This window comes from Pedobacter miscanthi, assembly GCF_032678605.1.
GTDB lineage: Bacteria > Bacteroidota > Bacteroidia > Sphingobacteriales > Sphingobacteriaceae > Pedobacter > Pedobacter miscanthi_A.
The window spans coordinates 1-24,586 of sequence record NZ_JAVTSU010000003.1; the positions used below are offsets into that span (position 1 = coordinate 1).

Annotated in this window: 18 protein-coding genes and 1 tRNA gene; 10 read left to right on the forward strand and 9 right to left on the reverse strand. The window is 40.1% G+C overall.

Annotated features, from left to right (window positions below):
- Positions 1 to 107 precede the first annotated feature (107 nt).
- The 4 genes from R2R28_RS05140 to R2R28_RS05155 all read right to left on the reverse strand — a co-directional run bounded on the left by R2R28_RS05140 (position 108) and on the right by R2R28_RS05155 (position 5,057).
- A tRNA-Ser gene (locus R2R28_RS05140) sits at positions 108 to 197 on the reverse strand.
- Between the two features lie 172 nt (positions 198 to 369).
- The gene (locus R2R28_RS05145; protein ID WP_316824634.1) at positions 370 to 810 is read right to left on the reverse strand and encodes a DoxX family protein; all 441 of its coding nucleotides are present in this window, start codon (positions 808 to 810) and stop codon (positions 370 to 372) included.
- A gap of 264 nt (positions 811 to 1,074) precedes the next feature.
- Positions 1,075 to 1,899 carry a response regulator gene (locus R2R28_RS05150; protein ID WP_316824635.1) on the reverse strand — a complete coding sequence of 275 codons (825 nt, stop codon included), beginning with the start codon at positions 1,897 to 1,899 and terminating at the stop codon, positions 1,075 to 1,077.
- On the reverse strand, positions 1,884 to 5,057 hold the full coding sequence (locus R2R28_RS05155) for a two-component regulator propeller domain-containing protein (RefSeq protein ID WP_316824636.1): 3,174 nt from the start codon (positions 5,055 to 5,057) through the stop codon (positions 1,884 to 1,886). Before R2R28_RS05155 ends, R2R28_RS05150 begins: the two co-directional genes overlap by 16 nt.
- 157 nt (positions 5,058 to 5,214) lie before the next feature.
- On the opposite strand from R2R28_RS05155, the gene R2R28_RS05160 reads away from it, so the two are divergent.
- From R2R28_RS05160 to R2R28_RS05205, 10 genes are all read left to right on the forward strand, one after another.
- Positions 5,215 to 6,231, forward strand: a complete 1,017-nt coding sequence (locus tag R2R28_RS05160; RefSeq protein WP_316824637.1) for a glycosyl hydrolase — start codon at positions 5,215 to 5,217, stop codon at positions 6,229 to 6,231.
- Positions 6,232 to 6,860: 629 nt separating this feature from the next.
- Positions 6,861 to 10,088: a TonB-dependent receptor gene (locus R2R28_RS05165; RefSeq protein WP_316824638.1), complete on the forward strand. Its 3,228-nt coding sequence runs from the start codon at positions 6,861 to 6,863 to the stop codon at positions 10,086 to 10,088.
- A gap of 1 nt (position 10,089) precedes the next feature.
- On the forward strand, positions 10,090 to 12,012 hold the full coding sequence (locus tag R2R28_RS05170) for a RagB/SusD family nutrient uptake outer membrane protein (RefSeq protein WP_316824639.1): 1,923 nt from the start codon (positions 10,090 to 10,092) through the stop codon (positions 12,010 to 12,012).
- Between the two features lie 12 nt (positions 12,013 to 12,024).
- On the forward strand, positions 12,025 to 12,726 hold the full coding sequence (locus R2R28_RS05175; RefSeq protein ID WP_316824640.1) for a DUF3823 domain-containing protein: 702 nt from the start codon (positions 12,025 to 12,027) through the stop codon (positions 12,724 to 12,726).
- Positions 12,727 to 12,878: 152 nt separating this feature from the next.
- Complete coding sequence (locus R2R28_RS05180) at positions 12,879 to 13,844, forward strand: glycoside hydrolase family 43 protein (protein WP_316824641.1); 966 nt, start codon at positions 12,879 to 12,881, stop codon at positions 13,842 to 13,844.
- A gap of 96 nt (positions 13,845 to 13,940) precedes the next feature.
- Positions 13,941 to 15,002, forward strand: a complete 1,062-nt coding sequence (locus R2R28_RS05185) for a glycoside hydrolase family 43 protein (RefSeq protein ID WP_316824642.1) — start codon at positions 13,941 to 13,943, stop codon at positions 15,000 to 15,002.
- 19 nt (positions 15,003 to 15,021) lie between these two features.
- The gene (locus R2R28_RS05190; RefSeq protein WP_316824643.1) at positions 15,022 to 16,101 is read left to right on the forward strand and encodes a cellulase family glycosylhydrolase; all 1,080 of its coding nucleotides are present in this window, start codon (positions 15,022 to 15,024) and stop codon (positions 16,099 to 16,101) included.
- A 98-nt stretch (positions 16,102 to 16,199) separates the two neighbouring features.
- The gene (locus tag R2R28_RS05195) at positions 16,200 to 18,053 is read left to right on the forward strand and encodes a glycoside hydrolase family 2 protein (protein WP_316824644.1); all 1,854 of its coding nucleotides are present in this window, start codon (positions 16,200 to 16,202) and stop codon (positions 18,051 to 18,053) included.
- Between the two features lie 91 nt (positions 18,054 to 18,144).
- Positions 18,145 to 18,690 (forward strand): GNAT family N-acetyltransferase, encoded by a 546-nt coding sequence (locus R2R28_RS05200; protein ID WP_316824645.1) that lies wholly within the window; start codon positions 18,145 to 18,147, stop codon positions 18,688 to 18,690.
- A gap of 72 nt (positions 18,691 to 18,762) precedes the next feature.
- A complete protein-coding gene (locus R2R28_RS05205; RefSeq protein WP_316824646.1) occupies positions 18,763 to 20,322 on the forward strand; it encodes a glycoside hydrolase family 43 protein in 1,560 nt (519 codons plus the stop codon).
- Positions 20,323 to 20,407: 85 nt separating this feature from the next.
- Here the strand turns inward: R2R28_RS05205 and R2R28_RS05210 are convergent, their stop codons facing one another.
- From R2R28_RS05210 to R2R28_RS05230, 5 genes are all read right to left on the reverse strand, one after another.
- Positions 20,408 to 21,403 (reverse strand): hypothetical protein, encoded by a 996-nt coding sequence (locus R2R28_RS05210; RefSeq protein ID WP_316824647.1) that lies wholly within the window; start codon positions 21,401 to 21,403, stop codon positions 20,408 to 20,410.
- Between the two features lie 51 nt (positions 21,404 to 21,454).
- Positions 21,455 to 21,898, reverse strand: coding sequence for a GNAT family N-acetyltransferase (locus tag R2R28_RS05215; protein ID WP_316824648.1), 444 nt, complete (start codon positions 21,896 to 21,898; stop codon positions 21,455 to 21,457).
- Positions 21,879 to 22,904, reverse strand: coding sequence for a hypothetical protein (locus R2R28_RS05220; RefSeq protein ID WP_316824649.1), 1,026 nt, complete (start codon positions 22,902 to 22,904; stop codon positions 21,879 to 21,881). Before R2R28_RS05220 ends, R2R28_RS05215 begins: the two co-directional genes overlap by 20 nt.
- A 3-nt stretch (positions 22,905 to 22,907) precedes the next feature.
- Entirely contained in the window at positions 22,908 to 23,501 is a 594-nt protein-coding gene (locus R2R28_RS05225) for a hypothetical protein (protein WP_316824650.1), read from the reverse strand.
- Between the two features lie 141 nt (positions 23,502 to 23,642).
- The gene (locus R2R28_RS05230; RefSeq protein ID WP_316824651.1) at positions 23,643 to 24,479 is read right to left on the reverse strand and encodes an MOSC domain-containing protein; all 837 of its coding nucleotides are present in this window, start codon (positions 24,477 to 24,479) and stop codon (positions 23,643 to 23,645) included.
- Positions 24,480 to 24,586: the final 107 nt, after the last annotated feature.

Genomic DNA, 24,586 nt, shown 5'->3' on the forward strand with positions numbered 1-24,586 from the left:
CAGATTTTGTAACTGATCCATAAATTGTATGATTTTGCTATGGGCCATAAACAAAAAACGCCTTAAACATATAGTTTAAAGCGTTTTGATGTATTTTGATTATACATTGGCGGAGAGTGGGGGATTCGAACCCGCGGACCCTTTAACAAGTCAACAGTTTTCAAGACTGCCGCAATCGACCACTCTGCCAACTCTCCGCTGCAAAAGTACAAACTTGAAGCAAATCTGCAAACCTTTTCCTATCAAAAATTTTAAATAATATTTTATACCTTGCTAATCATTTAGTTAGCTTGTGTAAAAAAATCAAAAAGCATCGATACACAGCTGATTTGAGCTGTTTTTAATAAAATTTAGGTACTATAATTAATATTAAACTGCCTGTTTCGGGTAAATTTTTTCATGTTCTACTGATAAAATCCCGTTTCCTTCAACAGCGAAACAGATTAATCCGGCCAATACCGAAGCTGAAAACCAAAATTCTGAGTAGGGTTTAAAAATGCCGCCCGAAATATTAACAAAGAATACAGCGCCAATGAGTATAGGTAAATTAACGAGGCAGAATGTGCGCGTATAAGTACCCAGCGTAATCGCTAAACCACCTAAAATGTGTAAAATAATGATGAAATGCGCCAGCAAGCTGATGCTGATTGCCGTACCTAAAAATGCTCCCCTCATTAAATTACTAAAAGCCTGCATATTGATGTAGAAATCAACGCCTTTCCAGATTAAAACGAGACCTAATAAGATTCTAAAGTAGTCTAACCATTTTGGGTGGTGATGATCGCCCCAGTTTTCGATTTTCTTAAGCATATTCATAACTTCTATATTTTGGTTAATACAATTTACGCATAATAAAGGATAATAACAATGGATATATAATGGTTTGAATTTGAGATGAAAAATGGAAGGAATTTAATGTATGAGAAGAAAGATCTTCATTGCGAGGTACGAAGCAATCTTAAAACTTTCGGTACTAGCGTGTGCATTAAGATTGCTTTCCCGAAAATCTGAGCGGGCTATCGGCTGAAAAAGCCTTCTGGCAATGACGAGTCCTTGCGCTTGATAACATTTAAATTACCCTTTTTTCTTCTCCGCTGTTTTACCATTCAGATAGTCAGTAGGCGACATGCCAAATTGTTTCGCAAAATTCCGCCCGAAGTGCGATTGGGAACTATAGCCCACCATTTCCGAAATTTCGTAAATCTTCAGCATGCCTTCGTTTAAAAATTCAGCAGCTTTTTTTAACCTTGCCAGGTTGATCAGTTCATTAGGACTCAGGTTGGAAATGGATTTTATTTTGCGGTAAAGCGTAGGGCGGCTCATATTCATCTTTTCGGCCAGGTGCTCTACATCGAGATCCTGATTGCTGATGTTTTTATTGATTACATCCTGCAGTTTCTCTAAAAATATTTCATCTGCTTTAGAATAAGCAATGCTTTTAATGTGCAAAAGGGGAGAACTGGAGAAATATTCTTTGATTTTGTTCCTGTTTTTGATCAGGCTTGAAATTTGTACCTGCAGAAATTCGGGCGAAAATGGTTTTTCTACATAAGCATCGGCACCAAGTTCCAACCCTTCTATTTTAGATTGCAGCGAATTTTTTGCCGTAAGCAGAATTACCGGAATGTGGCTAAACTCCAATGTGGATTTAACCCTGGCGCAAAATTCAAAGCCGTCCATTTCGGGCATCATCACATCACTGATAATGAGTTGTACAATTTCTCGCTGTAAAATCTCTAATGCTTCTACCCCGTTTCTGGCCTGTAGCACCTGGTATTTTTCTTCCAGGTCATCCGAAATAAAATCGAGAATATCCTCATTATCATCTACCAATAACACCACATTTTTCTCTATCTCCTGGTGATCTTTCATGCTGAGTATACCTACAATTTCTTCCATTTTCCGTTCAGGTTAAATTCAATAAGTTGATGGATGGGCAGTTCTAATACAAATATATTAAAATCATGGTCATTAAAATCAAGGTAAAGTTCGCCGCTGTGTAACTGTGCGAGTGATTTAGAAATGGAAAGCCCTATTCCTGTTCCTGTTGTAATTTCCGTTTCCTTTGCCCTGAAAAAAGGTTCAAAAATCTTATCCTTAATTTCTAGCGGAATTTTATTGCCGTCGCTTTTAATACAGACCTTAAATTTATCCTGTCCCGCTGATTCAGATAAGCTGATTTCTATTGTTGTTTTGCCATATTTAATGGCATTATCCACCAGGTTACTGATGATTTTATAAAAAGCCTCTACATCAATATAGGCCTGAAATGCTTTTTCGGGCAGATGAATATGATAAGCAATGTTGCGTTGCTCGGCCGCGGGCTGAAACTGAAGGAAAACATCTTTCAAAATTTCTTTAATATCTGCCTTTACAAAGTTTAGGGAGAAGTCGCTGGTTTCCGTTTTCCTGAAATCGAGTAACTGATTGGTGAGTTTAAGTAAACGATCGGTATTGCGGCCCATAATTTTTAGGTTTTTTTCGATGGCAGGCACCGCACCGGCTTGTTTAATCAGTTTTTCCATCGGGCCGATAATCAGGGTAAGTGGTGTCCTGATTTCGTGGGCTACATTGGTAAAAAATTCAATTTTAGCCTGGTATACTTCTTTCTGTTTTTCGTGCTCAAAAACTTCCATACGCCTGCTGTTTTTCTGGGCGATTTTTTGATGGTACCTCCGCACCAGAAAGAAAATAATTGCGCCTGCGCCAACAACGTAAAGAAAGTAGGCAAACGGACTTAAGTAAAAGGGCGGTCGGATTTTGATCAGCAATTTTACATTTTTGCTGCTCCAGGTATTACTGCCCTCTACCAATGCCTTAACCTCAAAGGTATAACTACCCGGGGCGAGTTTGGTAAAATATACCTTTCTGTTGGTTTTTAAATACTCCCAATCTTTATAAAGGCCTGTCATTTTGTAGGCGTATTCCGTCATCTCTGGTGAACGATAGCTTAAGGCTGCAAAATCAATGCTGAAAGATGATTGGTTGTGATTAAGTTCGATGGTATCGGCGTACACAATGGATGTGTTGGAAACAGAATCGACATCGTTTAAGCCCATTCCGGTACTGTTGATCTGGAAGCCGGTTAAAAACACGGGTATTTGGTAAACTGTTGATTTAAGGTTGCTGGGATCGAAACTGATTAATCCTTTTACGCTACCAAAATAAATCCGCCCGTTGTTATCCTGATAGGCCGAATTGTAGTTAAACTGATCAGTAAGCAAGCCGTTGGCTTTGGTATAGGTTTTACTCAGTCCTGTTACCGCATCAAAATGGATAAGTCCCCTGGTGCTGCTGATCCAGAATTTATTCGAAGCATCTTCTTCTATACGGAAGAGATAATTGCTGGGGAAACCATTTTTTACCCCATAACGTTTAAATTCAAGTGTTTTTTTGTTAAACCGGCATAAACCACCACCATCTGTTGTTACCCAGATGGTGTGTTTGCTATCTTCAAAAATGCTGTTAATGGTGTTATGACTAAGACTTTTAGTGTCGTTTGCTTTATTACGGTAATTTATAACCCCGGGTTTGGATAAGTTAAACTGAAAAACACCATCATTAAAAGTGCCTGCCCAGATATTGCCTTCGCTATCTTCAATTACCGAATCGTAAAAAAGAAAGGGAAGGTTTGGAATGGGTTCGAAATCATCAAGTTTACGGTTGTAGCGATAAATTCCGTTGATGGTTCCAACCAGAATTTCCCCTGATCGAGTTTTACAAAAAGTGACGATAAAATTGGTGCGTAAAGCATTGCCTACACCGGCCTGATAATGTTTAATCACCTTTTCGGTTTTCAGGCTGATTACATCCAAACCATGCTCAAAGGTACCCACCCAAAGTTTATCACCATCTACCAACAATCCGTGGATGTTCGAATAAGCAATACTCCCGGGCTTTCCATCGGGTACAAAATGTTTAAATTGCCCCGTTTTAAGATCCAGTTTGTTCAATCCAGCATCTTCCGTTCCAATCCAGAAATTGCCGGCCTGGTCTTTCGCAATTTCCCTTACATCGCTGCCACTAATGGAGTTGGTGCCCTTCTGCGGAAAGTATTTGGTAAATAGCGAAGTTTGGGTAGAATAATAATTCAAACCGCCAAAATAGGTGCCCGTCCAAATGCCTCCTTCACGGTCCTGGCAAATGGTATAAACAGCATTATCACTTAACGAATAATCGTTGTTGTACTGTTTTTGGAGGTGTGTAATTTTTTCGGTTTCGTCGTTATAAACATAAATGCCCGATTCGGTGGCAATCCAGAATTCGTGTGCCGCTGTTTTTTTAATATCCCTTACAAAAATTGGGGTCTGATCATCGTTGAGCCTTAAAATATTTTTGGATTGCAAGTTTACCGGATTAAAGAGTTTAACGCCCTGATTGGTCGTGCCGATTAACAACAGGCCACTTTCTGTTTCTGCTATCCGTGATACCCAGCCATATTCGGGCTTTTTATTTTTGCCATTGATATTAAAGCTCTCGAAATTATTTTGTTTGGGATTGTATTTTTCCAGGGTTCCCTTTCCGGTACTGATCCAAATCCCACCATCCTTTAAAACGGTAACCAAACCTGCATCAAAAGGGGCATTAGTGGTAAAAAGTTTTATTTTTCCGGTGCTTTTGTGGTACAGGTATATTTTAAATGAAGATAAAATCCAGAGGTTGCCGTTCTGGTCGCTGGCCAGATCGATAATGCGCATGCCTTTGGTTTCTTTAATGAGGGAGAAACTTTCTTTTGAAGGATTGTAAAGGTAAACACCATCATTGGTGCCTATCCATAGATTTTGATCCGTATCATGGTGCAGCGCATAAATCAGGTCGTTTCCTAAACTGCCTTTCTTTTCAGGATCGTGACGATAGGTTTTAAAAGAATAACCGTCGAACCTGTTCAACCCGTCTTTTGTACCGAACCACATAAAACCGTTTCCATCCTGCACACTGCAAAAGGCCGTGTTGTTCGATAGCCCGTTTTCTACCTGGTAGTGCCTGAAATAGTAAGGCTGCGCCCAAATTAAATTGGCCGAAAATAGCAGAAACAAAAGGATAAAGAGTTTTTTCAAGATATTTTGGTCAGCAGCTTCAAATATATTAAAGAAAAGGTTTGCTTTTAGCTCAAATTAAATTTGAGAGGATAAGTAGAAAGATTGAGACAGATGAATTTTGCGCTGAAGGGCAAATGCTGTTATTTGTTGTCTACTAACCAAAAACCTCCCAAGTGTGAAAAATTATAAAATTTTAAGTTTAGGTATACTGCTGTTTTTTTCGGTCGCTGCATCTGCGCAAGCGTTCCGCAAAGCACCCTCTCCCTTATACCGCGATCCGATTTATGATGGAGCAGCCGATCCGGTTATGGTGTATAATCATGCCGAAAAAAGCTGGTGGATGCTCTATACCCAGCGCAGGGCAAACGCACAAACCAATGATGTAGCTTATTGTTATGGCACCAATATCGGTGTGGCCACTTCTACCGATAAGGGGCAGACCTTTGTATATAAAGGTGCGCTTAACCTCGATTTCGAACCTGGTGTAAATACTTTTTGGGCACCTGATGTAATTTATGAAAAGGGTGTTTACCACATGTACCTGGCTTATATTCAGGGTGTGCGTAACCACTGGGGTGGTACAGCTAAAATTGCGCATTATACCAGTAAAAATCTGTGGGACTGGAAATATAAAGGTCTTATTTCCCTCAACTCAGCACATGTAATTGATCCCACCTTGCTTAAAATGCCTGATGGTAAATGGCACATGTGGTATAAAGACAGTTCGAAAGGAAGCATTACCATGACAGCAGAAAGTAAAGACCTGCAACATTGGATAGCCCAAACCGAACCCGCTATCGGTGGCGCACCGCACGAAGGCGCCAAGGCGTTTTTCTTTAACAACTGGTTTTGGATGATTACCGATGAATGGCATGGGCAAAGGGTGTACCAGTCGAAAGATGGTAAAAGCTGGGAAAAACAGGGTATGGTGCTCGATGTTCCCGGCCACCGGCCAGAAGATACACCAACAGGGGCGCATGCCGATGTGCAGGTGGTTGGCGGAAAGGCTTACATTTTCTACTTTACCCATCCTGGTCGAAAAACGCATTTCGAAGGAACGCTGGATCAGGATTATACTTTTTCTTATACCAATAAACGTACATCGATCCACGTTGCCGAACTCGAATTTAAAGATGGCACATTGGTTTGCGACCGCGATAAACCTTTCGATTTTTATTTAGGGCAGCCTTAGCAGGAGTAAGGCTCAATTTTTATAGGCCTGAAAACGGTTAGCGGCCAACTGCAAATTGATTTGGGCGTTACCCATGCTGCGCAAGGGTGGGGCGTTTCAGGGCTGCGCTTCGCTCCGGTACCGATGAATGATCGGTACTAAACCCTTAACAATCCCTAACGCAAAACCTAGTGTAAAAAACTGCGAGGTCTGCGTTAGCACTATAGGGCTGGTGTTAAATAAACCTGATCAAACGTAAAGCCCGGATCCCGAACCTTTACCTTTACCGATTCATCGGCAATAAATTAGGCTTGGGAGAGGGCTTGAAGTGATATCGGGGCTTCCCTGAGCCATCACAGAGTTCTTCAGGGCGACAACATTATGTTTCTCTAGCTCCATGTTATCAAACTGGCAAGTTTCTTATAGCCAAACCGTGTGCTAATAAACTCTTTGTGTTTATCCTTTTATCTCTTGCTAAAATATATTCCAATCATATCTCCGTATCCCCTCCAGCACAAATAGAGACAAAATGAAGAAATATTGATACAAATGCGTATCCCTTCCAAAAGCTAAAAACCGAATCTTTGGTTTAGAATTAAATCGAACTAAAACCATTTACTTCTAATAACTAACCAAATCACTAACCAAATATGAAAAGAAGTTTATTCTCCTATGGCGGCTTTGTACGCATGGATAGGTTCTTGCTTCAAAAAATGTTTTTGAAACGCAAAATCCTTTCTGTTATTCTTACTTCAATTACTTTACTCTTACTTTCATTTCAGCTCAGTGCACAAGAGCAAACTACCGTTACCGGAACCGTAACCGACGAGAAAGGTGAAACGGTTGTGGGTGCCAGCATTAAAATTAAAGGCACCAGCACGGGAGCAACAACAGATGGTAACGGAAAATTTAAAATTCAGGTGGCCGATAAAAATGCCACGCTGATTTTTATTTACGTGGGATATACCAATCAGGAGGTGGCATTGGCCGGTCGTACTCAGGTTAACGTTAAACTTAATCCTTCCAATAACGATCTTTCAGAAGTAGTTGTTGTAGGTTATAACACGCAAAAAAAGGAAGCCATTACCGGGGCCATTTCATCCATTAGCAGTAAAGACCTCGAAAAAGTGCATGGAGGCTCAACAGTAAGTAGTGGCCTTGCAGGTAAACTGCCTGGGGTTTCATTTAGAATGCCCGACGGCAGACCAGGATCAAGCGCCAATATTCAGGTTCGTAATATGGGTAATCCTTTATATGTTATTGATGGAATCCAGCAGGACGCGGGCCAATTTAATAACATTTCGCCAAACGATATCGAAACCATTACTGTACTTAAAGATGCTTCGGCGGCTATTTATGGTAGCAGAGCAGCAAACGGGGTAATCTTGGTTACCACCAAAAGAGGTAAAAATGGCACGCGTAATAGTTTTAGTGTTGATGCCTATACAGGCTGGCAAAACTGGGTACGTTTTCCGGAGACTACCGATGCTTACCAATGGAAACTTGGACAAGCTACTGCTGAAATGAATCAGAATGGAACAACCAATGTTACACAGGCAGAACTGGATAAATGGAAAGCCGGAACAGAATACGGCTATCAAAGCCAGAACTGGAAAGATATTATTATTGCGCCAAATGCCCCGCAGAGTTCAGTAAATTTAAGTGCATCTGGCGGTACCGATAAAGTGAACTATTATTTTTCAGCTACCCGATTGGATCAGAAAGCTGTATATGGAACGGCACGAGAATTTGATTTTAACCGGACCAATATCCAAAGTAATATCGAAGCTAAAATAACCGATCGTTTTAAAGTGGGTATGCTCATTAACGGCCGTATCGAAAGCCGCGATCAACCAGGTGTACCAGGTGGTGATGATTATTTTGCCGCCCGTTTTGCCCTATTGAGAAACAGGCCAACAGAACAGGCTTATGCCAATGGCAATCCAAACTACCCGAATGATATCGGGCACAATACCGAACAGTTTGCCGTACAAAGCAAAGCGCTTACAGGGTACTGGAAATCAGACTGGAGGGTTTTACAAACCAATTTATCAGCAAGTTACGATACGCCGATTAAAGGGCTCGAAATAAAAGGATTATACTCTTATTACATTGCCGATAACGTAATTAATGGTCACGAATACACCTACAATGTATATACCTACCATCCGGAAACAGGTATTTATGAGGAAAAAATCGGAAGTTCAAATCCTTACAGGGAACGCAGGAATGAAAAAGTATATACCAATACCTATCAAATTCAGGCCAATTACAACCGTACTTTTGGTAAACATACGGTTGGTGGCGTATTGGTGGCAGAGCGTTTAGATCGTTTCAGAACCTACACTTTCCAGCACGCGGTACCGCAAACCAATATTTTGCCAGTGCTGCAATTCGCAGATATGGATGGACAGGATTTTGCAGATATCCAGGAAGAAGAAGCCCGCGTGGGTTATGTGGGTAGGTTAAACTATAACTATGATAACAAATATTACCTCGAACTTTCTGGTCGTAGAGATGCCTCATGGAAATTTGCGCCTGATAGACGGGTAGGTTACTTTCCTTCGGCATCAATAGGTTGGAGAATTACACAGGAAAAATTTATGAAATCCCTTTTAGGCGAAAGCAATATCTTAAACGATTTGAAATTGCGTGCCTCTTACGGGGTATTAGGTGATGATGATCTCCGTGTATTAGGTGATGCGAATCGCCCGCTTGATCCATTCGCTTATATTCCAGGATACCGTTACAATCAGGGTACTGTGATTTTGGATGGAAAAAACATTACAACCTCAAGAGATAAAGGTCCGATTATTAACAATTTAACGTGGTTAAAAAGTAAAATTACCGATATCGGCCTTGATTTTTCGATGTTTGGAAACAAACTATCAGGTACGGCAGACTATTTTTATAGAAAACGTACGGGTTTATTTGCCATTAAAAACGATGTTGTGGTTCCTATTGAACTGGGATATCCTCAAAACCCTGAAAATTTGGAAAGTGATGCGCAGTTTGGAGGCGAATTCTCATTAAACTACAGAGATAAAATTGGCGAGTTTAATTACAATGTGGGGGGTAATATTTCGATCAGCAGAAAAAAATACTTAGATCAGTATAAGCCACGTTATGGCAACTCATGGGATAATTACAGAAATAGCCAAAACCAGCGTTACACCGATATTTTTTGGGGTTACGAAGTAACCGGACAGTTCCAGAATGTTGACGAAATCAACAATTATAAAGTAAATATTGATGGAAAAGGTAACCGTTCTCTATTGCCCGGGGATCTGATTTATAAAGATCAGAACGGTGATGGTATTATTGATGGATATGATATGCGCCCAATTGGCTATACCACAACAGGGCAACCCAATGTTGGCTTTGGTTTTACCATTGGCGGCTCTTACAAAAACTTCGATTTTACAGCCGATTTCTCTGGTGGGGCGATGTATTCGTGGAACCAGAACTGGGAGCAACGCTGGGCGTTTCAAAACGGTGGTGCACTGCTTCAGAATTTTGCCGATGATAGCTGGCACCGTACCGATCCTTATAACTTAAGCAGTCCCTGGATTCCAGGCAAATATCCTGCACTGCGTTTTAATGACTCAACACACAGTAACTACGATAAAAATTCTACCTTCTGGATTCACAACGTACGTTATCTGCGTGCCCGTACACTAGAAATTGGTTATACCATACCAAAAAAATGGGCAGAAAAAATCAAAATCCAGAATGCAAGAGTATATGTAAACGGATATAACCTGTTCTCTATCGATAACCTAAAAGATTATGGTGTTGATCCGGAAATTGCAGACGATAACGGATTGCAGTACCCACAGAATAAGTTCTTTAATATAGGCCTTAAACTAACACTGTAACATGAAAAAGACTAATCAGATGAAAAAAATTATATATGCATTTGCTGCCATAGCCTGTTTAAGTTTTGCGCAGTCGTGTAAAAAAGATTCGGAGTTTTTAGATAAACAACCCACCAGTATCTTACCCATTGATGCGGTATGGAAAGATCCTAACCTTGTTTTAACTGTTTTAGGGGATTTATACGATAGTTATCCCGATTTTCAGCGCATCGAATCGTGGTGGCTTTATGCTGATTTTGATGAAGGTTTTGCCTCTGCAGGTGGCGATTATTTCCGTCACCAGAATTTAGAATACGGATACGATTCATGGAGATATTGGGATATGGATGTTTATAAACTGGTTAATAACCTGAACATGTTTATCAAACGCGGTCAGGAAGCTACCGCTTTAAAAGCAGAAGACCGCGACCGTTTCCTTGCCGAAGCCCGTTTTATCAGGGCCGGTGTTTATTTCGAAATGGTGAAAAGAATGGGTGGTGTTCCATTAATTACCACTCCGTTGGAATATGATTATAGTGGCGATCCAAGCTACCTGCAATACCCAAGGGCAAAAGAAACTGAGGTTTATGATTTCGTGATTTCGGAGCTTGAAGCCGTTAAAAACATATTGCCTGATAATGCAACTGTACAAAGCAGAGCTACAAAAGCAGCAGCTTTGGCCATGGAATCGAGAGCTGCATTATACGCCGGTTCTATTGCCAAATACAGCAATTCGCAGTTAACCTTACCAGGTGGAGAGGTAGGAATATCTTCGGCCCTGGCCAATGGTTATTTTACCAAATCATTAAATGCCGCAAAAGAAATTATCGATGGTGGTAAATATGCACTATATAATAAAAACCCGAATTTATCAGAAAATTTCTCTTCACTTTTTACCGATAAAGGCAATAATCCTGAAGTGATTTTTGTAAAAGATTTTAAGTTGAAAACCAACAAAGTACATGGTTTTACCGTCGATAACCAACCACGCTCTTCTGCCGAAGAAGCACAGGGCGGGCGTTTAAATCCATCCTTAAACCTGGTTCAGTCATTCGAAAAACTGGACAATAGCTACGCCTCTATGGCCTCGGTTGATGGAAGCGGTAACCCGGTTTATTATAGCAATATCAACGATATTTTTGCAGGTCGCGATGCTCGTTTAGCAGGTACGGTTATCCTACCAGGAACACAGTTTAAAGGTAAAACCGTTGATATCTGGGCGGGTATTCAGCTGGCAAATGGTTCGATTATTACCGGCGATAATTTTGGGCAGGAAAAAAAGGAAGTTTTACCCGATAATCCGGCTTCTGTACAGGTAGTTGGTAAAGATGGTCCGGTTGATGGACTCGAATTCAGTGCACAATCAGGCTTTTATGTCCGCAAATATTTAGATCCTGCTACAGGTTCAGGTCAAATTGGTACCCGGAGTGATGTTTGGTGGATCCGCTACCGTTATGCTGAGGTATTGTTAAATGCAGCTGAAGCTGCTTTTGAACTCGGCGATCCGGCTACTGCAGCCAATTACATTAAACCCGTGCGTGATCGTGCCGGATTAACCACCGCCTTAACCCCGGCACAAATTACTTTCGACCGCATTGTACACGAACGTAAAGTAGAATTTGCTTTTGAAGGGCATGAATTGTGGGATATGAAACGCTGGAGACTTGCTGATAAAGTATGGAACGGCAACAACATGTCGACAGCCGATTTTATCAATGCCACCAACATCGGCAGTGCAACCCGCACCAGTACCCAGGTATTTGGGTTATGGCCTTACAAATATTATAATCCCGGCAATGCAAATCACCTGAAATACATTTTTAAAGTGATTAAACCCAGCCGTGTAACTGCCGCACACCGTTTCCGTATTGGTAATTATTATTCCTCTATAGCGCAGGATGTGCTTAACGGAAACCCGAAAATTGTTAGAAACCCGAACCAATAAGCAGATATAGAGATGAAAAAGAAATATTATTTCATGATGGTCGCACTTATTGTGGTGCTTTTTACCTCATGCAAAAAAGATAATTACGATGCACCCCAAGCCGATTTTACCGGAAGGATTGTATATAAAGGAGAACCCATCAGTGTACAGCACGGGCAGGTTAATTTCGAACTCTGGCAATCGGGTTTTGGCAATTACTCCGCTTTAAATGTGAATGTAGCCCAGGATGGAACCTATTCTGCTAAATTATTCAATGGAGATTATAAACTCGTGTTTTCGCCAAACCAGGGGCCATTTTTATGGAAAAAGAATGCTGCAGGCAGGCAGGATACCATTGCCGTAAATATTAATGGTGCTAAAACAATGGATATCGAGGTGATGCCTTACTACATGATTCGTGGAGCAACGCTTGCCGCTGCTTCGGGTAAAGTAAACGGTTTTTGCAAACTAGAAAAAATCATTACCAATGCCGATGGCAAGGATATCGAAAATGTATCACTTTATATTAATAAAACACAATTTGTAGATGGGGGCAATAACATTGCTACCCAACAAATCAATGGTGCAGCCATTGCCGACCTGAATAACCTGAACATGAGTGTAACGATCCCAGCCATAGTGCCGGCTCAAAATTATGTTTTCGCAAGGATAGGTGTTAAAATTGCCGGCGTTGATGATCTGATTTTTACTCCGGTAACTAAAATCAGTTTTTAATTCTTTAAAGGTTCGTCATTCCCGGGCAGGCGGGAATCTTAATGCATGATGTAACTATTCATTATGTTTTAAGATTTCCAATCAAGTTGGGAATGACGATCAATCTGAATCCTATTAATAATCAATACCTTACCCTTAGTTAGTCATTAGTAATGAAATCTATTTTTGTCCTTTTTTTATGCTTTTCACTAGCTTTTATTAGTGAAAAAATATTTGCAAAGCAGCTAAACGATACCATTTATTTGGCCGATCCAAGCATATTTGTAGATAAAGGCACCTATTATTTATATGGTACCAGCAGCGACAAAGGTTTTTTAGTGTACACTTCAAAAGACCTTAAAAACTGGAATAAAAAATCAGAAGATGACGGCTTTGCCTTAAAAAAAGGTGATGCTTTCGGGAGCAAAGGTTTTTGGGCACCACAGGTATTTAAAAGGGGGGATACTTATTACATGGCCTACACAGCCGATGAGCAGATTGCCATTGCGAGGGGCCAAAGTCCGCTGGGGCCTTTTAAACAGGAAACATTAAAAGCCATTTCCGGAACCGGAAAACAGATTGATCCTTTTGTATTTACCGATAGTGACGGGAAAAACTACCTCTACCATGTTAAACTCGATAGGGGCAACCGGATTTACGTATCCGAACTAAAGGCTGATTTTTCAGATGTAATTCCGCAAACCGCAAAAGAATGTTTATCCGGTACCGAATTTTGGGAAAATACGGCCAAAACCGATTGGCCGGTAACCGAAGGACCTACTGTTTTGAAAAAAGATAAACTTTATTACCTTTTCTATTCCGCAAACGATTTCAGAAATCCTGATTATGCCGTGGGTTATGCCACTTCAAAGTCGCCAGTTGGACCATGGAAAAAATATGCAGGCAATCCCATTATCAGTAATAAACTGTTAAAATTTAATGGAACTGGTCATGGCGATTTTTTTACCGATAAAAGTGGCGGGTTACAATATGTACTTCATACCCATCACAGCAATGATAAAGTATCGCCAAGGGCCACCGCCATTATCAAAGCAGGTTTTGTAAAAGATAAAAACGGCACTTACCGGATGCAGGTTGATGCTAAAAGTTTCCGGTTTTTAACGCAGGCCTTAAATTGATTGCTTTTGTAGAAATATTGAAACAAAATGAGGCTGCGTTAAAAAAATAAATCGCTTTTTTTAAAGATTAAGAAATGCACGAATTCAAAAAAAATAATGACTTATAAAGCTTTAAAGGTGAATAGATTGAAAATAAAACTGTGCTTTACATTATTGTGCCTGTTGGCAATGGGTGGATTAAATGCACAAACATTTACCAATCCATTATTACCCTCTGGCGCTGATCCCTACAGTTATTATAAAGATGGTTACTATTATTACACCCACACTACAGGGAACCGTGTAGACCTGTGGAAAAGCAAAAGTTTGGCCGATCTGAAAAATGCAGAACGGAAAACCATCTGGAAAGCACCTGCCGGAACGATGTACAGTAAAGAAATCTGGGCACCAGAAGTAATGTTTTTAAGGGGGAAATGGTATGCTTATTTTGCCGCCGATGATGGTAAAAACGATAACCACCGCATGTATGTATTGGAAAATGCATCAGCAGATCCGATGAAAGGAGAATGGGTATTTAAAGGTAAAATTGCCGACCCAACCGATAAATGGGCCATTGATGGCGATGTGATCGATTTTAAAGGCCGGTTATATATGATCTGGTCAGGATGGGAAGGTGACGAAAACGGCAAACAGGAAATTTTTATTGCTAAACTTAAAACCCCCTGGACAATAGATGGCAATCGTGTAAAAATTTCCACTCCAAAATTCGACTGGGAAAAAATCGGCGACCTGGGTGGTGGAGCACATGTTGATGTAAACGAAGGGCCACAGTTTTTGGTTCACGGAAATAAAATTTTTATTATTTATTCTGCCAGTGGTTGCTGGACAGATTTTTATGCGTTGGGTATGCTTTCCGCTTCGGCAAATAGTAACCTGCTCGATCCAAAATCGTGGACAAAAGCAGATCAGCCTGTTTTTCAGCAATCGCCAAAAGATGGCGTTTACGCCCCTGGCCATAATTCATTTTTTAAATCACCAGATGGAAAAGAGGATTGGATCCTTTATCATGCCAACGATAAAGCAGGGCAGGGCTGTGGCGGTTTCCGCTCGCCAAGGGCACAGCCATTCAGCTGGAATACCGATGGTACGCCAAATTTCGGTATACCTGTTAAACCAGGCAAAATTTTAGCATTGCCATCAGATAAGAATAAAAAATAAAATCAGACAGATAACCAATATGAACCTAAAAAACTACTTGCTCCTTGCCGCAATGAGCTTTAGCCTCAGCACAGGCTTTGCGCAAAAAACAAAGAAAAATCCCGAACCTGCAAATGTTTGGCCGGTAGAAAAAGCCAATGCCTGGTATAGCGAACACAAATGGCTAACAGGGGCGAATTATATCCCTGCAAACGCCATTAACCAATTGGAAATGTGGCAGGCCGATACCTTTTCGCCAGATTTAATCGACAAAGAACTGGGCTGGGCCGAAGGCATCGGGTTCAATACCTTGCGGGTATTTTTATATAGCAAAGCCTGGAGCCAGGATCCTGAAGGTTTTAAAAAACGAATGGATCAGTTTTTAACCATTACCCAAAAGCATGGCATACAACCTATGTTTGTGTTTTTCGACGATTGCTGGAACAAAACTTCGGCCATTGGCAAACAGCCTGAGCCTAAAACGGGCATTCACAATTCGGGCTGGTTACAAGATCCGGGCGACCCTGCCTTTAAAGAGGAAGCCAATTTCCCTGAGCTCGAAAAATATGTAAAAGATGTGCTTACCCATTTTGCACACGATAAAAGGATTTTACTTTGGGATTTGTACAACGAACCCGGAAACAGTGGGAAACTAGAAGCAAGTATTCCCTTATTAACTAAAACCATCAGCTGGGCACGTTCGGTAAACCCTGATCAGCCGATCTCAATCGGTTTATGGAGTTGGGGTTTCGAAAAACTGAATGCCATACAACTGGCCAATTCGGATATTGTTACCTATCATAATTACGAAGCGCCGGATTGGCACCAGCGCACCATCGACCTGTTAAAAGCCAGTGGTAGACCATTAATTTGTACCGAATACATGGCCCGATCGCGTAACAGCCGTTTCGCTAATATCCTGCCTATGCTTAAAAATGAAAATGTTGGCGCCATTAACTGGGGGTTTGCCGCTGGTAAAACCAATACCAAATATGCCTGGGATACGCCGCTTGCCGATGGTTCCGAACCAATTGAGTGGTTTCACGAAATTTTTCAGCCCGATGGTACACCATACCGCCAGGATGAAGTTAACCTGATCAAAAAACTCAACAACAAATAAAGATTTGTCATCATGAGCCTGTCGAAGGACAAATAATTTTTGTTTTTGCTGATTTAATAACATGATCAAACTCAACCTAACACACAAATATTAAACCAATGAATAAAAAAGTATCTATTATTTTATCACTGCTGGGGCTCTCGCTTTCCCTGTCAGCACAGCAGCAAGATAAATCATGGTCGATGGTAAAAGGGAAAATCTCTTCACCATGGGCACTTGATGTGAATCCTAAAAATGTATTGCCAGAGTATCCCCGCCCACAATTTGAGCGTACCGGAAACTGGAAAAACCTAAACGGCCTTTGGGATTATGCCATTTCCGCAAAATCACAGCGTCCGGCCATTAACCAGGGTAAAATACTTGTTCCTTTTGCCGTAGAATCATCGCTTTCGGGCGTGGGCAAAACCGTAGGTAAAGACAGTTTACTGTGGTATAAAACCGTGTTTACTGTGCCTTCCAATATGAAGGGCAAAGAAATCTTGCTTCATTTCGGCGCAGTAGACTGGAGATCAACCATAACGATTAACGGTAAAGAAGTGGGTAAACACGAAGGTGGTTTTGATCCTTTTAGCTTTAACATCACTCCATTTTTAAATAAAAGCGGCAACCAGACTTTAACTGTAGAGGTTTGGGATCCGACAGATGAAGGGCCTCAACCAAGAGGGAAACAGGTAAAAAGACCTGAAGGAATCTGGTATACCCCGGTAACGGGTATCTGGCAAACCGTGTGGATAGAAGCGGTAAATAAAGCGCACATCGATCACATTAAGGTAACGCCTGATATCGATCAGCAATCTTTAGCTGTTACGCCATTTTTAACAGGTGCTGCTTCAGGCGATCAGGTAAAAATTTCGGCATGGGACGGCGTTACAAAAATAGCTGAGCAAACCGGCGATGGCAATAGCGCAATTACTTTAAAAATTGCAAATCCAAAACTTTGGAGCCCGAAAACCCCATTTTTATATGATTTAAAGGTAGAACTGCTTGCTAAAAACAAAAAAGTAGATGAAGTAAACAGTTATTTTGCCATGCGTAAAACTTCAATTGGAAAAGATCAGAACGGTATCCAGCGGATGTTGTTAAACAACGAATTTGTTTTCCAGTATGGACCGCTCGATCAGGGATGGTGGCCGGATGGTTTATACACCGCACCAACTGATGCTGCTTTGAAATTCGATGTAGATAAAACCAAAGAAATGGGCTTCAACATGATCAGAAAGCACATTAAAGTAGAACCAGCCCGCTGGTATTACTATTGCGATAAGGCCGGAATGCTGGTTTGGCAGGATATGCCAAGTGGCGATTTGGGTAACGGCTGGGAAAACCGTCCGGGCATTTTAGATCACGGATCGGATCAAAACAGAACTGCCGAATCAGAAGGTTATTACAAAAAAGAATGGAATGCCATTATAGACGCCCTTTACAATGTACCATCTATCGTGGTGTGGACGCCATTTAACGAAGCCTGGGGCCAGTTTAAAACCGTAGAAATTGCTAAATGGACCAAGGAAAAAGATCCTTCGAGGTTAGTAAATACAGCCAGTGGCGGTAACTTCCATCCGGTTGGCGATATTATTGATTTGCACAATTACCCACACCCGGCAATGCCAAGCCCTGATTATTTTGGAAAAGATTATGCATTGGTATTGGGCGAATTTGGTGGTTTAGGTCTTCCCATTGACGGCCATGTGTGGCAACAGAAAAATAACTGGGGCTACCAGAGCTTTAAAAATAAAACAGATTTGTTTAACAAATATGCGGAGTTTACCAAACGCTTAGCGCAATTGATTCCGCTTGGACTTTCGGCAGGCGTGTACACCCAAACTACCGATGTGGAAGTAGAAACCAATGGATTGATGACTTACGACAGAAAAGATATCAAATTTTCAGAAGAACAAATGAAAGCCCTGCACGATAAATTGTATCAGATTAACGTGCCTGTAAATAAATAATATCATCCAATACCTTATAAACGCCGGATCGCTTTTGATCCGGCTTTTTTGTTCAACTATTATTGGATAACTTTAGGTTTAAGCTAATCAGATGAAACAACCCGACTTTTCTACTTTCCCTGTACTGGAAACTGATAGATTGATCCTTCGCAGGCTTACATTGACAGATGCCCTTGAAATTTATCAGTTGCGCTCTGATGCCAATGTGGCCGTATTAACAGGTAAGGCGCCCTTTGTGCATATCGATGAAGCGATTGCCTATATCAACAAAATAGACAATTTCGTCAGTAAGGATGAATCTATATTTTGGGCAGTTTCTTATAAGGGGGCTCCCAACATGATCGGTGCAGTGTGCATGTGGGATTTTGATATACCTTCGGGTACTGTAGAAATTGGCTATGAGCTGCTTCCGCAGTTTCAGCATAAAGGGATTATGATAGAAGCCGTAACCCGCGCCTTGGGTTATGCATTTGAGGTGATGGGCGTAGAAACTGTTGTGGCTTTTACGGTAAGCGGTAATCCGCCTTCTGTTAAATTACTGGAAAAGGCGGGTTTTATACTTTCTACTGATCGATACCAGGAATCGTTTGCAGGTGCACCAGCATTACTTACCTATATCCTTACTTCAAAAGCATAATTGTAGCTGAAGCCAAAACGATTAATTAAATATGAACCTCCCGGAGCGAAAAACCGGGTAGCTTAAAATGTTATGATGTTTATAAATAAAATATATTTCGATATACTTTCGACCTTTAAAAAAACAAAATTTTTGTATTATGTAAGGTTAGCGGTAATTGCAAAACTGCTCTTTCTTGGCAATTTTTTATCCGCTCAAACCATTATAACACCTGTAATTGCCGGAGATTTTGCAGATCCTTCTATTATCCGTGCCAATAACCAGTATTATGCCATCGGTACTTCTTCGGAGTGGGCACCTCATTTTCCCGTTTATAATTCAACGGATTTGCTGAACTGGAAACAATCTGGTTATATTTTTGATCATGCTCCCGAATGGACTTCAGGTTCATTTTGGGCACCCGAATACGATTACCACGATAGAACCTATTTCATTTATTATACGGCAAGGCGGAAAAAAGACAATGTTTCATGCATTGGCGTAGCCACTTCCAAATATCCGGATCGTGGTTTTGTTGATCAGGGGGTAATTATCGATTACGGAAAAGAATCAATCGATGCCTTTGTATATCTGGATGGCAATACACGTTACATTACTTTTAAAGCTTATGGCCTCGATAAGCGGCCGATTGAAATTTTAGCTTATCAGCTTTCTAAAAACGGCCTCAAAATAGAAGGAGAAGCTTTTTCTTTACTTAAAGACGATGAACGGATAGGATTGGAAGGGCAAAGCATTTTAAAAAGGGATGGATATTATTATTTATTTTATTCTGCCGGGAACTGCTGCGGTGCGAAATGCGATTACAATGTAAGGGTAGCCAGATCAAAGTCGTTTGCCGGACCGTATCAAAAATATAAAAACAACCCGCTTTTAGCGGAAAATGAATACTGGAAATGTTCAGGACATGGCACTTTTGTAAAAGCACCAGATGGGAAATACAATTACCTCTACCATGCCTATAATAAGAAGACAAATGTTTTCTCTGGCAGGCAGGGCATGCTTGCAGTATTGAGCTGGTCGGCTAATGATGGATGGCCTGTTTTAAAGGAAAAATCTGGTCCAGGAGTTAGTTACGATTTTAAAATGCTGTTTAATAACCCCCAAATTGACAAAAAATGGCAATGGGATTTTAGAAATTCAACACCGAAAATTTCGCAGCAAAAAGGCCGGTTGCATTTATCAGGAATCGTCAATAAAGATAACCTAAGCGGCATAGCATTAACCATGAGGCCGGTATCCGGAACTTTTGAAGCAACCACAACAGTGAACAATACTAACGATGCCCTAAAGGGACTGGTATATTATGGTGATGCCAACGCCGCTTTAGGCGTAGGGGTAATTGACGATAAAGTAGAATTCTGGAAGGTAGAAAATAAAGTCAGAACAGTACTTTCTAAAGTAAAGGTTTCTGTAAAAAATCCAATAATGCTTAAAATGAAAATTGCTGAAGATTTAAGTGTAATGGTCTTTTTTAAACAAGGTAAACAGGAATGGCAAAATGTTCCCTTAACAGAAAAAGTTACGACTGATTTTTTACCCCAATGGGATAGAAGCCCAAGAATTGGACTTCATTTTAATGGTAATGTTAATCAAAATGCTTCCTTTAGCACTTTTGAAGTGAAATATTTATAACAGCATTGTGCCGTCATATGTTATCATGGCTGATCAATTCATTATACTGAAATAACATGGTGCTAGATGGTAGCATCCGATACGATTAAGCCCTCGCCAGCCTGAACTCGTTATAACACATAATGATGTTAAAACCGAGAAAAATAATAGCCTCGGAGCTTACTTTTAATTTATTAATATCGACTCCTAAAATCGATGAGATAAACAGGGTAGAAAAAACCAGGATTGCACTTAAAAAGATACTGATAAAGGCCGAACGCAATAACATGGTAATCCTGAATAAGTTTTTTTGAAAAAAATATTCGGGGCTGCGGACCATCTGTATGAGGTTAATGAAAATAAAAAGACCGATCATGAAGATGTAAATATTCATGTAAGGCGAACTATTGTTCCATACCAGCAAACCGAAATAACCGTGAGCAGTGAAATAAGCAATAATCCCAATACAAATAAGGCTTTTTACAGCCATCCAGAATTTTCTGTTGGCAACCATGAGTTGTAATTTAGGGTATTGTGAACCATCAATCCGATCAGCAATCGCTAATAACTTTTCCGATGGAGGTACAAAAGGATTAAATACCCCCAATAATATGAGCATAATGGTGCTGGTAAATTGAAAAACAGCATCACTGATCAATTGGTCCATTTTTACCTGATTCAATATTGTATCGTTTGAATAGGTAAATATTGATAGCGAAATGAGTACGATTACCACAAGATGAAATATTACCCCGGTATAGTTACTAAAACCTGGTTTGTTTAACGGCTGTTCTTCATCATTTTGCTGTTTGTTTCCTGAAGAAAATTTAGCAGAAAGTGCTTTAAGCGAATCGGCCGTACCCCTTGCAATAAGTGCAATAGCAAGTACAAAAATGCCGATGCCGATAATAAAACAGCCTATGCCTGCGGCCTCGAAACTATATAACCCAAGCAAAAATATGATGGTGCCGATTGTAAGTGCGGCGTGCCTGTACTTAATTTTTGTAAAACCATGCTGATTGAGTAACAGGGTGTAGAACAGGCCAAAGGCCGCACCAATTGCTCCTGCCATTAATATTTTTCCGATGATATTTTCGAACATGATTGAATTGAAAAATAGTTTAAAGGCAGTTATTATAAATCCATTCGAAATTTAAGCTTTTAATTCCATTGATAATATGGGGAAAGGTTTGCCTGCACCATCAATTTCGCTACGATCGATGGTTACAAAGCCAAGTTTTTCGTAAAAACCTAGCGCCTGATTATTTTGCTCATTTACATTCACTGTGGTAACGCCATGTTCTTTTTTTGCAAAATCGATCAGTGTTTTTCCCAACCCTTTTCCTCTCGCATCCGGATGGATAAAAAGCATTTGAATCGTTTCTCCCTGAAGGCCTATAAAGCCCATAATTTCTAATCCTATTTTAATACAATATAACTTTACCTGATCAAAATATTCATTTAAAATTAATGAACGGTAGGTAATGATATCGCTTTCAGAAAGAAAATGATGCGTAGCCCTAACCGAATTTTCCCACACGGTGATCAGTTTTTGATAGTCATTTTGGCCTGTTGCTTCAATTAATATTTCTTTCATTGTTTTTCATTCTATTTAACACGTATTCAGTTTCTGCAATAAAATTTTCGATTGGATTAGTCTTTCCGAAATCAGCTAAAGTGAGCTCGGAAATACCTGAAGATTTTTTGAATTTTAAACGTACATCTGTACCATTATAAAGTCCGTTATATGTTTTGCGCACAATACTGAATCCTGCGAAATTATCAAAAGCATAACTTTTAAACAATATGCCCAGCCGGTACACTTTAATTTTTTGCGTATTTAAATCAAAAACAATTTTTTTAGTGATGGTAAGCACAAAGATGGAAATGGGTAAAAGTATGATTATTGATAATTGTTTGTCGCTATCAGTTGGTTGTGTTTTTGTAAGCAAGTTATACCAAAAATAACAGGCTAAAAGTCCAAAAAAAATCAGCGCGGGTAAAAATTTTGCAAAACCTGAACGTTTTAACCAATACTCATGATCAGAAGCAAGGTAATAAGTGAGTATCCCTAGATCAATCGCATTGGTTTGAACGCTTACCTGTTGTACCGGTGCTGAACTGATCATGTTTTTGATGGCCTGGAGCACAATACCATCGTAATGTTGTTTGTCTTTATCCTGCTCATTGGTAAAAGAAGGAGAAATGCGGTACCCTTTGCCAAAACGATCTTCTGTACTTTTGAGGTAATAAACTAGTCCAAAACGGATTTGAGGATCAATTGCAGCAACCTGCGCAAAGTTCATCAATTGCTTTTTGCCAAAAATAGTTTTGAGGTTAATGGTTTGGGTTGCAGCATTAAAAATCACGCATCTTTTTCCATAAGTAAAAAACGGAATACAACCCACAAGGAATGGCAGCATAATGAAATAACCTGCGAAATATTTAGATTCAATCTCTCCTATATGCCCCTTTACCATAATCAGGATCATGGTTAAAGGTAATAACAGGAGCAAAGCAACAACTGCCAGTCCTATGGGGACCAGAAATGCAAGCGGCTTAATCGTAATGGATTGATCATCGATATGATAATATTTTGCCATACGCTATACCCGTTGTTGTTTGGCCTTTTTTCTTTTTACCACGCCAATAATATACATCAGAATAAAAAATGGGATCAACAATATCCATGGATTGTCGGTTAATCTGCCCAATAGCGTAATTTTGGCATCATCCCAATCGTGTATGCCTTTTTCTACAAGAAGTTCATTGTTAACCGTTAATTTAAAAATCGTCACCTCACGTTTATCACCCATAATAAAACGGGATATGGTTTTTCCAACACCGCCTTCACGTGCAGATGTGAGTTGAGATTTTAACACTTTTACCTCCACCGTATCGCCTTCTTTAATTTTGTTGGCCAATGCTTTTTCATCATCGGTATTACCTTGCCATGGTAACCTCAAGCTAATATTTTCTTTTTGAGGTTTGATAAAAAGATAGGAAACCAGCACACGGTCGTTCTGTTTTTTCTCCATTACCCAAAGCTCTTTTACAATGAATTTAGCTGTTGTAAAATCAGCTTCTGTGCGGGTGTTGGCTTCGTTTGTAGTTTGATCGAAAGTGTTGAATATCCAAAAGGTTACACCGGATAAAACAATAAAAATCGCGAGAACTGCGATGATGATTCTTTTTGTCATAGAGCAATATTCAAGTATGCGTTAAATTATTTCGCCCATGTAATGATGGAGAGCGCTGCTAATAAACGCCTGGCGCACTAAAAAGTTTGTAACTTTTAGGTGATCTTATGCTTTTAAAGCTTTGATAATTAAATATAAAACTCAATCGTGAATGATTTTTTTTTCGCTCTTCCAATCAACAATTTTAAGCTCATCGCCTATACAAATGGTTCCTGAATGCTGGTGCAGCAAATTCTGACCGAACAGGATTTTTTTTCCTATGGTTCGGTAATTAGCTAATGTTCTCAACGGTTCCTGTCCTTTTTCACCCGTTTGCTGATCGATGGTAATGAGTACACATCTTGCACAGGGTTTTACTGCAGAAAATAAAGTTTCGCCAATGTAAAAATTATCAAAGCGGTCTTCAATATGAGGCGTTCCACCCGTGAACACAAAATTAGGCCTAAAGCGGTCCATTCTGATCGGATTTTGAAGCTTTTCATTCAATCCATCCAAAGAAGACTGACCAATGAGCAGGCAAGGGTAACCATCAGCAAAACTCACCACTTCATCATTAGATGCATATCGCGAATCTACCAACCTTTTCTCTGCCAGTGGCATTTTTACCAGTTTCACTTTAAAATTCAAAAAATCAGAAAACCAATTGCTTACCGCTACATTTACTTCAATGCCAATAGTGCTATCGTTCCAGATCACAACGGGAACCTGCGTCCCATTATCTTCCAGCAAATCGAAAGATATACTTTGGTCGGTTTGAATTTTGTGCGATATAATTAACCTGCCGTCACTGATATTTACCGCAAGTAAAGCCAGTTCGGAATATTTTCTTTGCGTAATAAACGTTCCTTTTTCATCTATAAGCATCCATCTCCTGTCGTATTGGAGGCCTTTTTCTTCTAATTCGGCCTTTTCTAAAAAGATCCCTCCCAATGATTTGATGGGATAGATGTGGAGCTCAGAGAGGAGAAATTTATTCATGCCATAAAGATAAAAAACACATTTTGGATTTAGCTGTTTACCTGAATTGAATTATCTTCGGTAATAAGATGAAAAGCACAAGTGCCAAAGATATTCCCATGAAAATA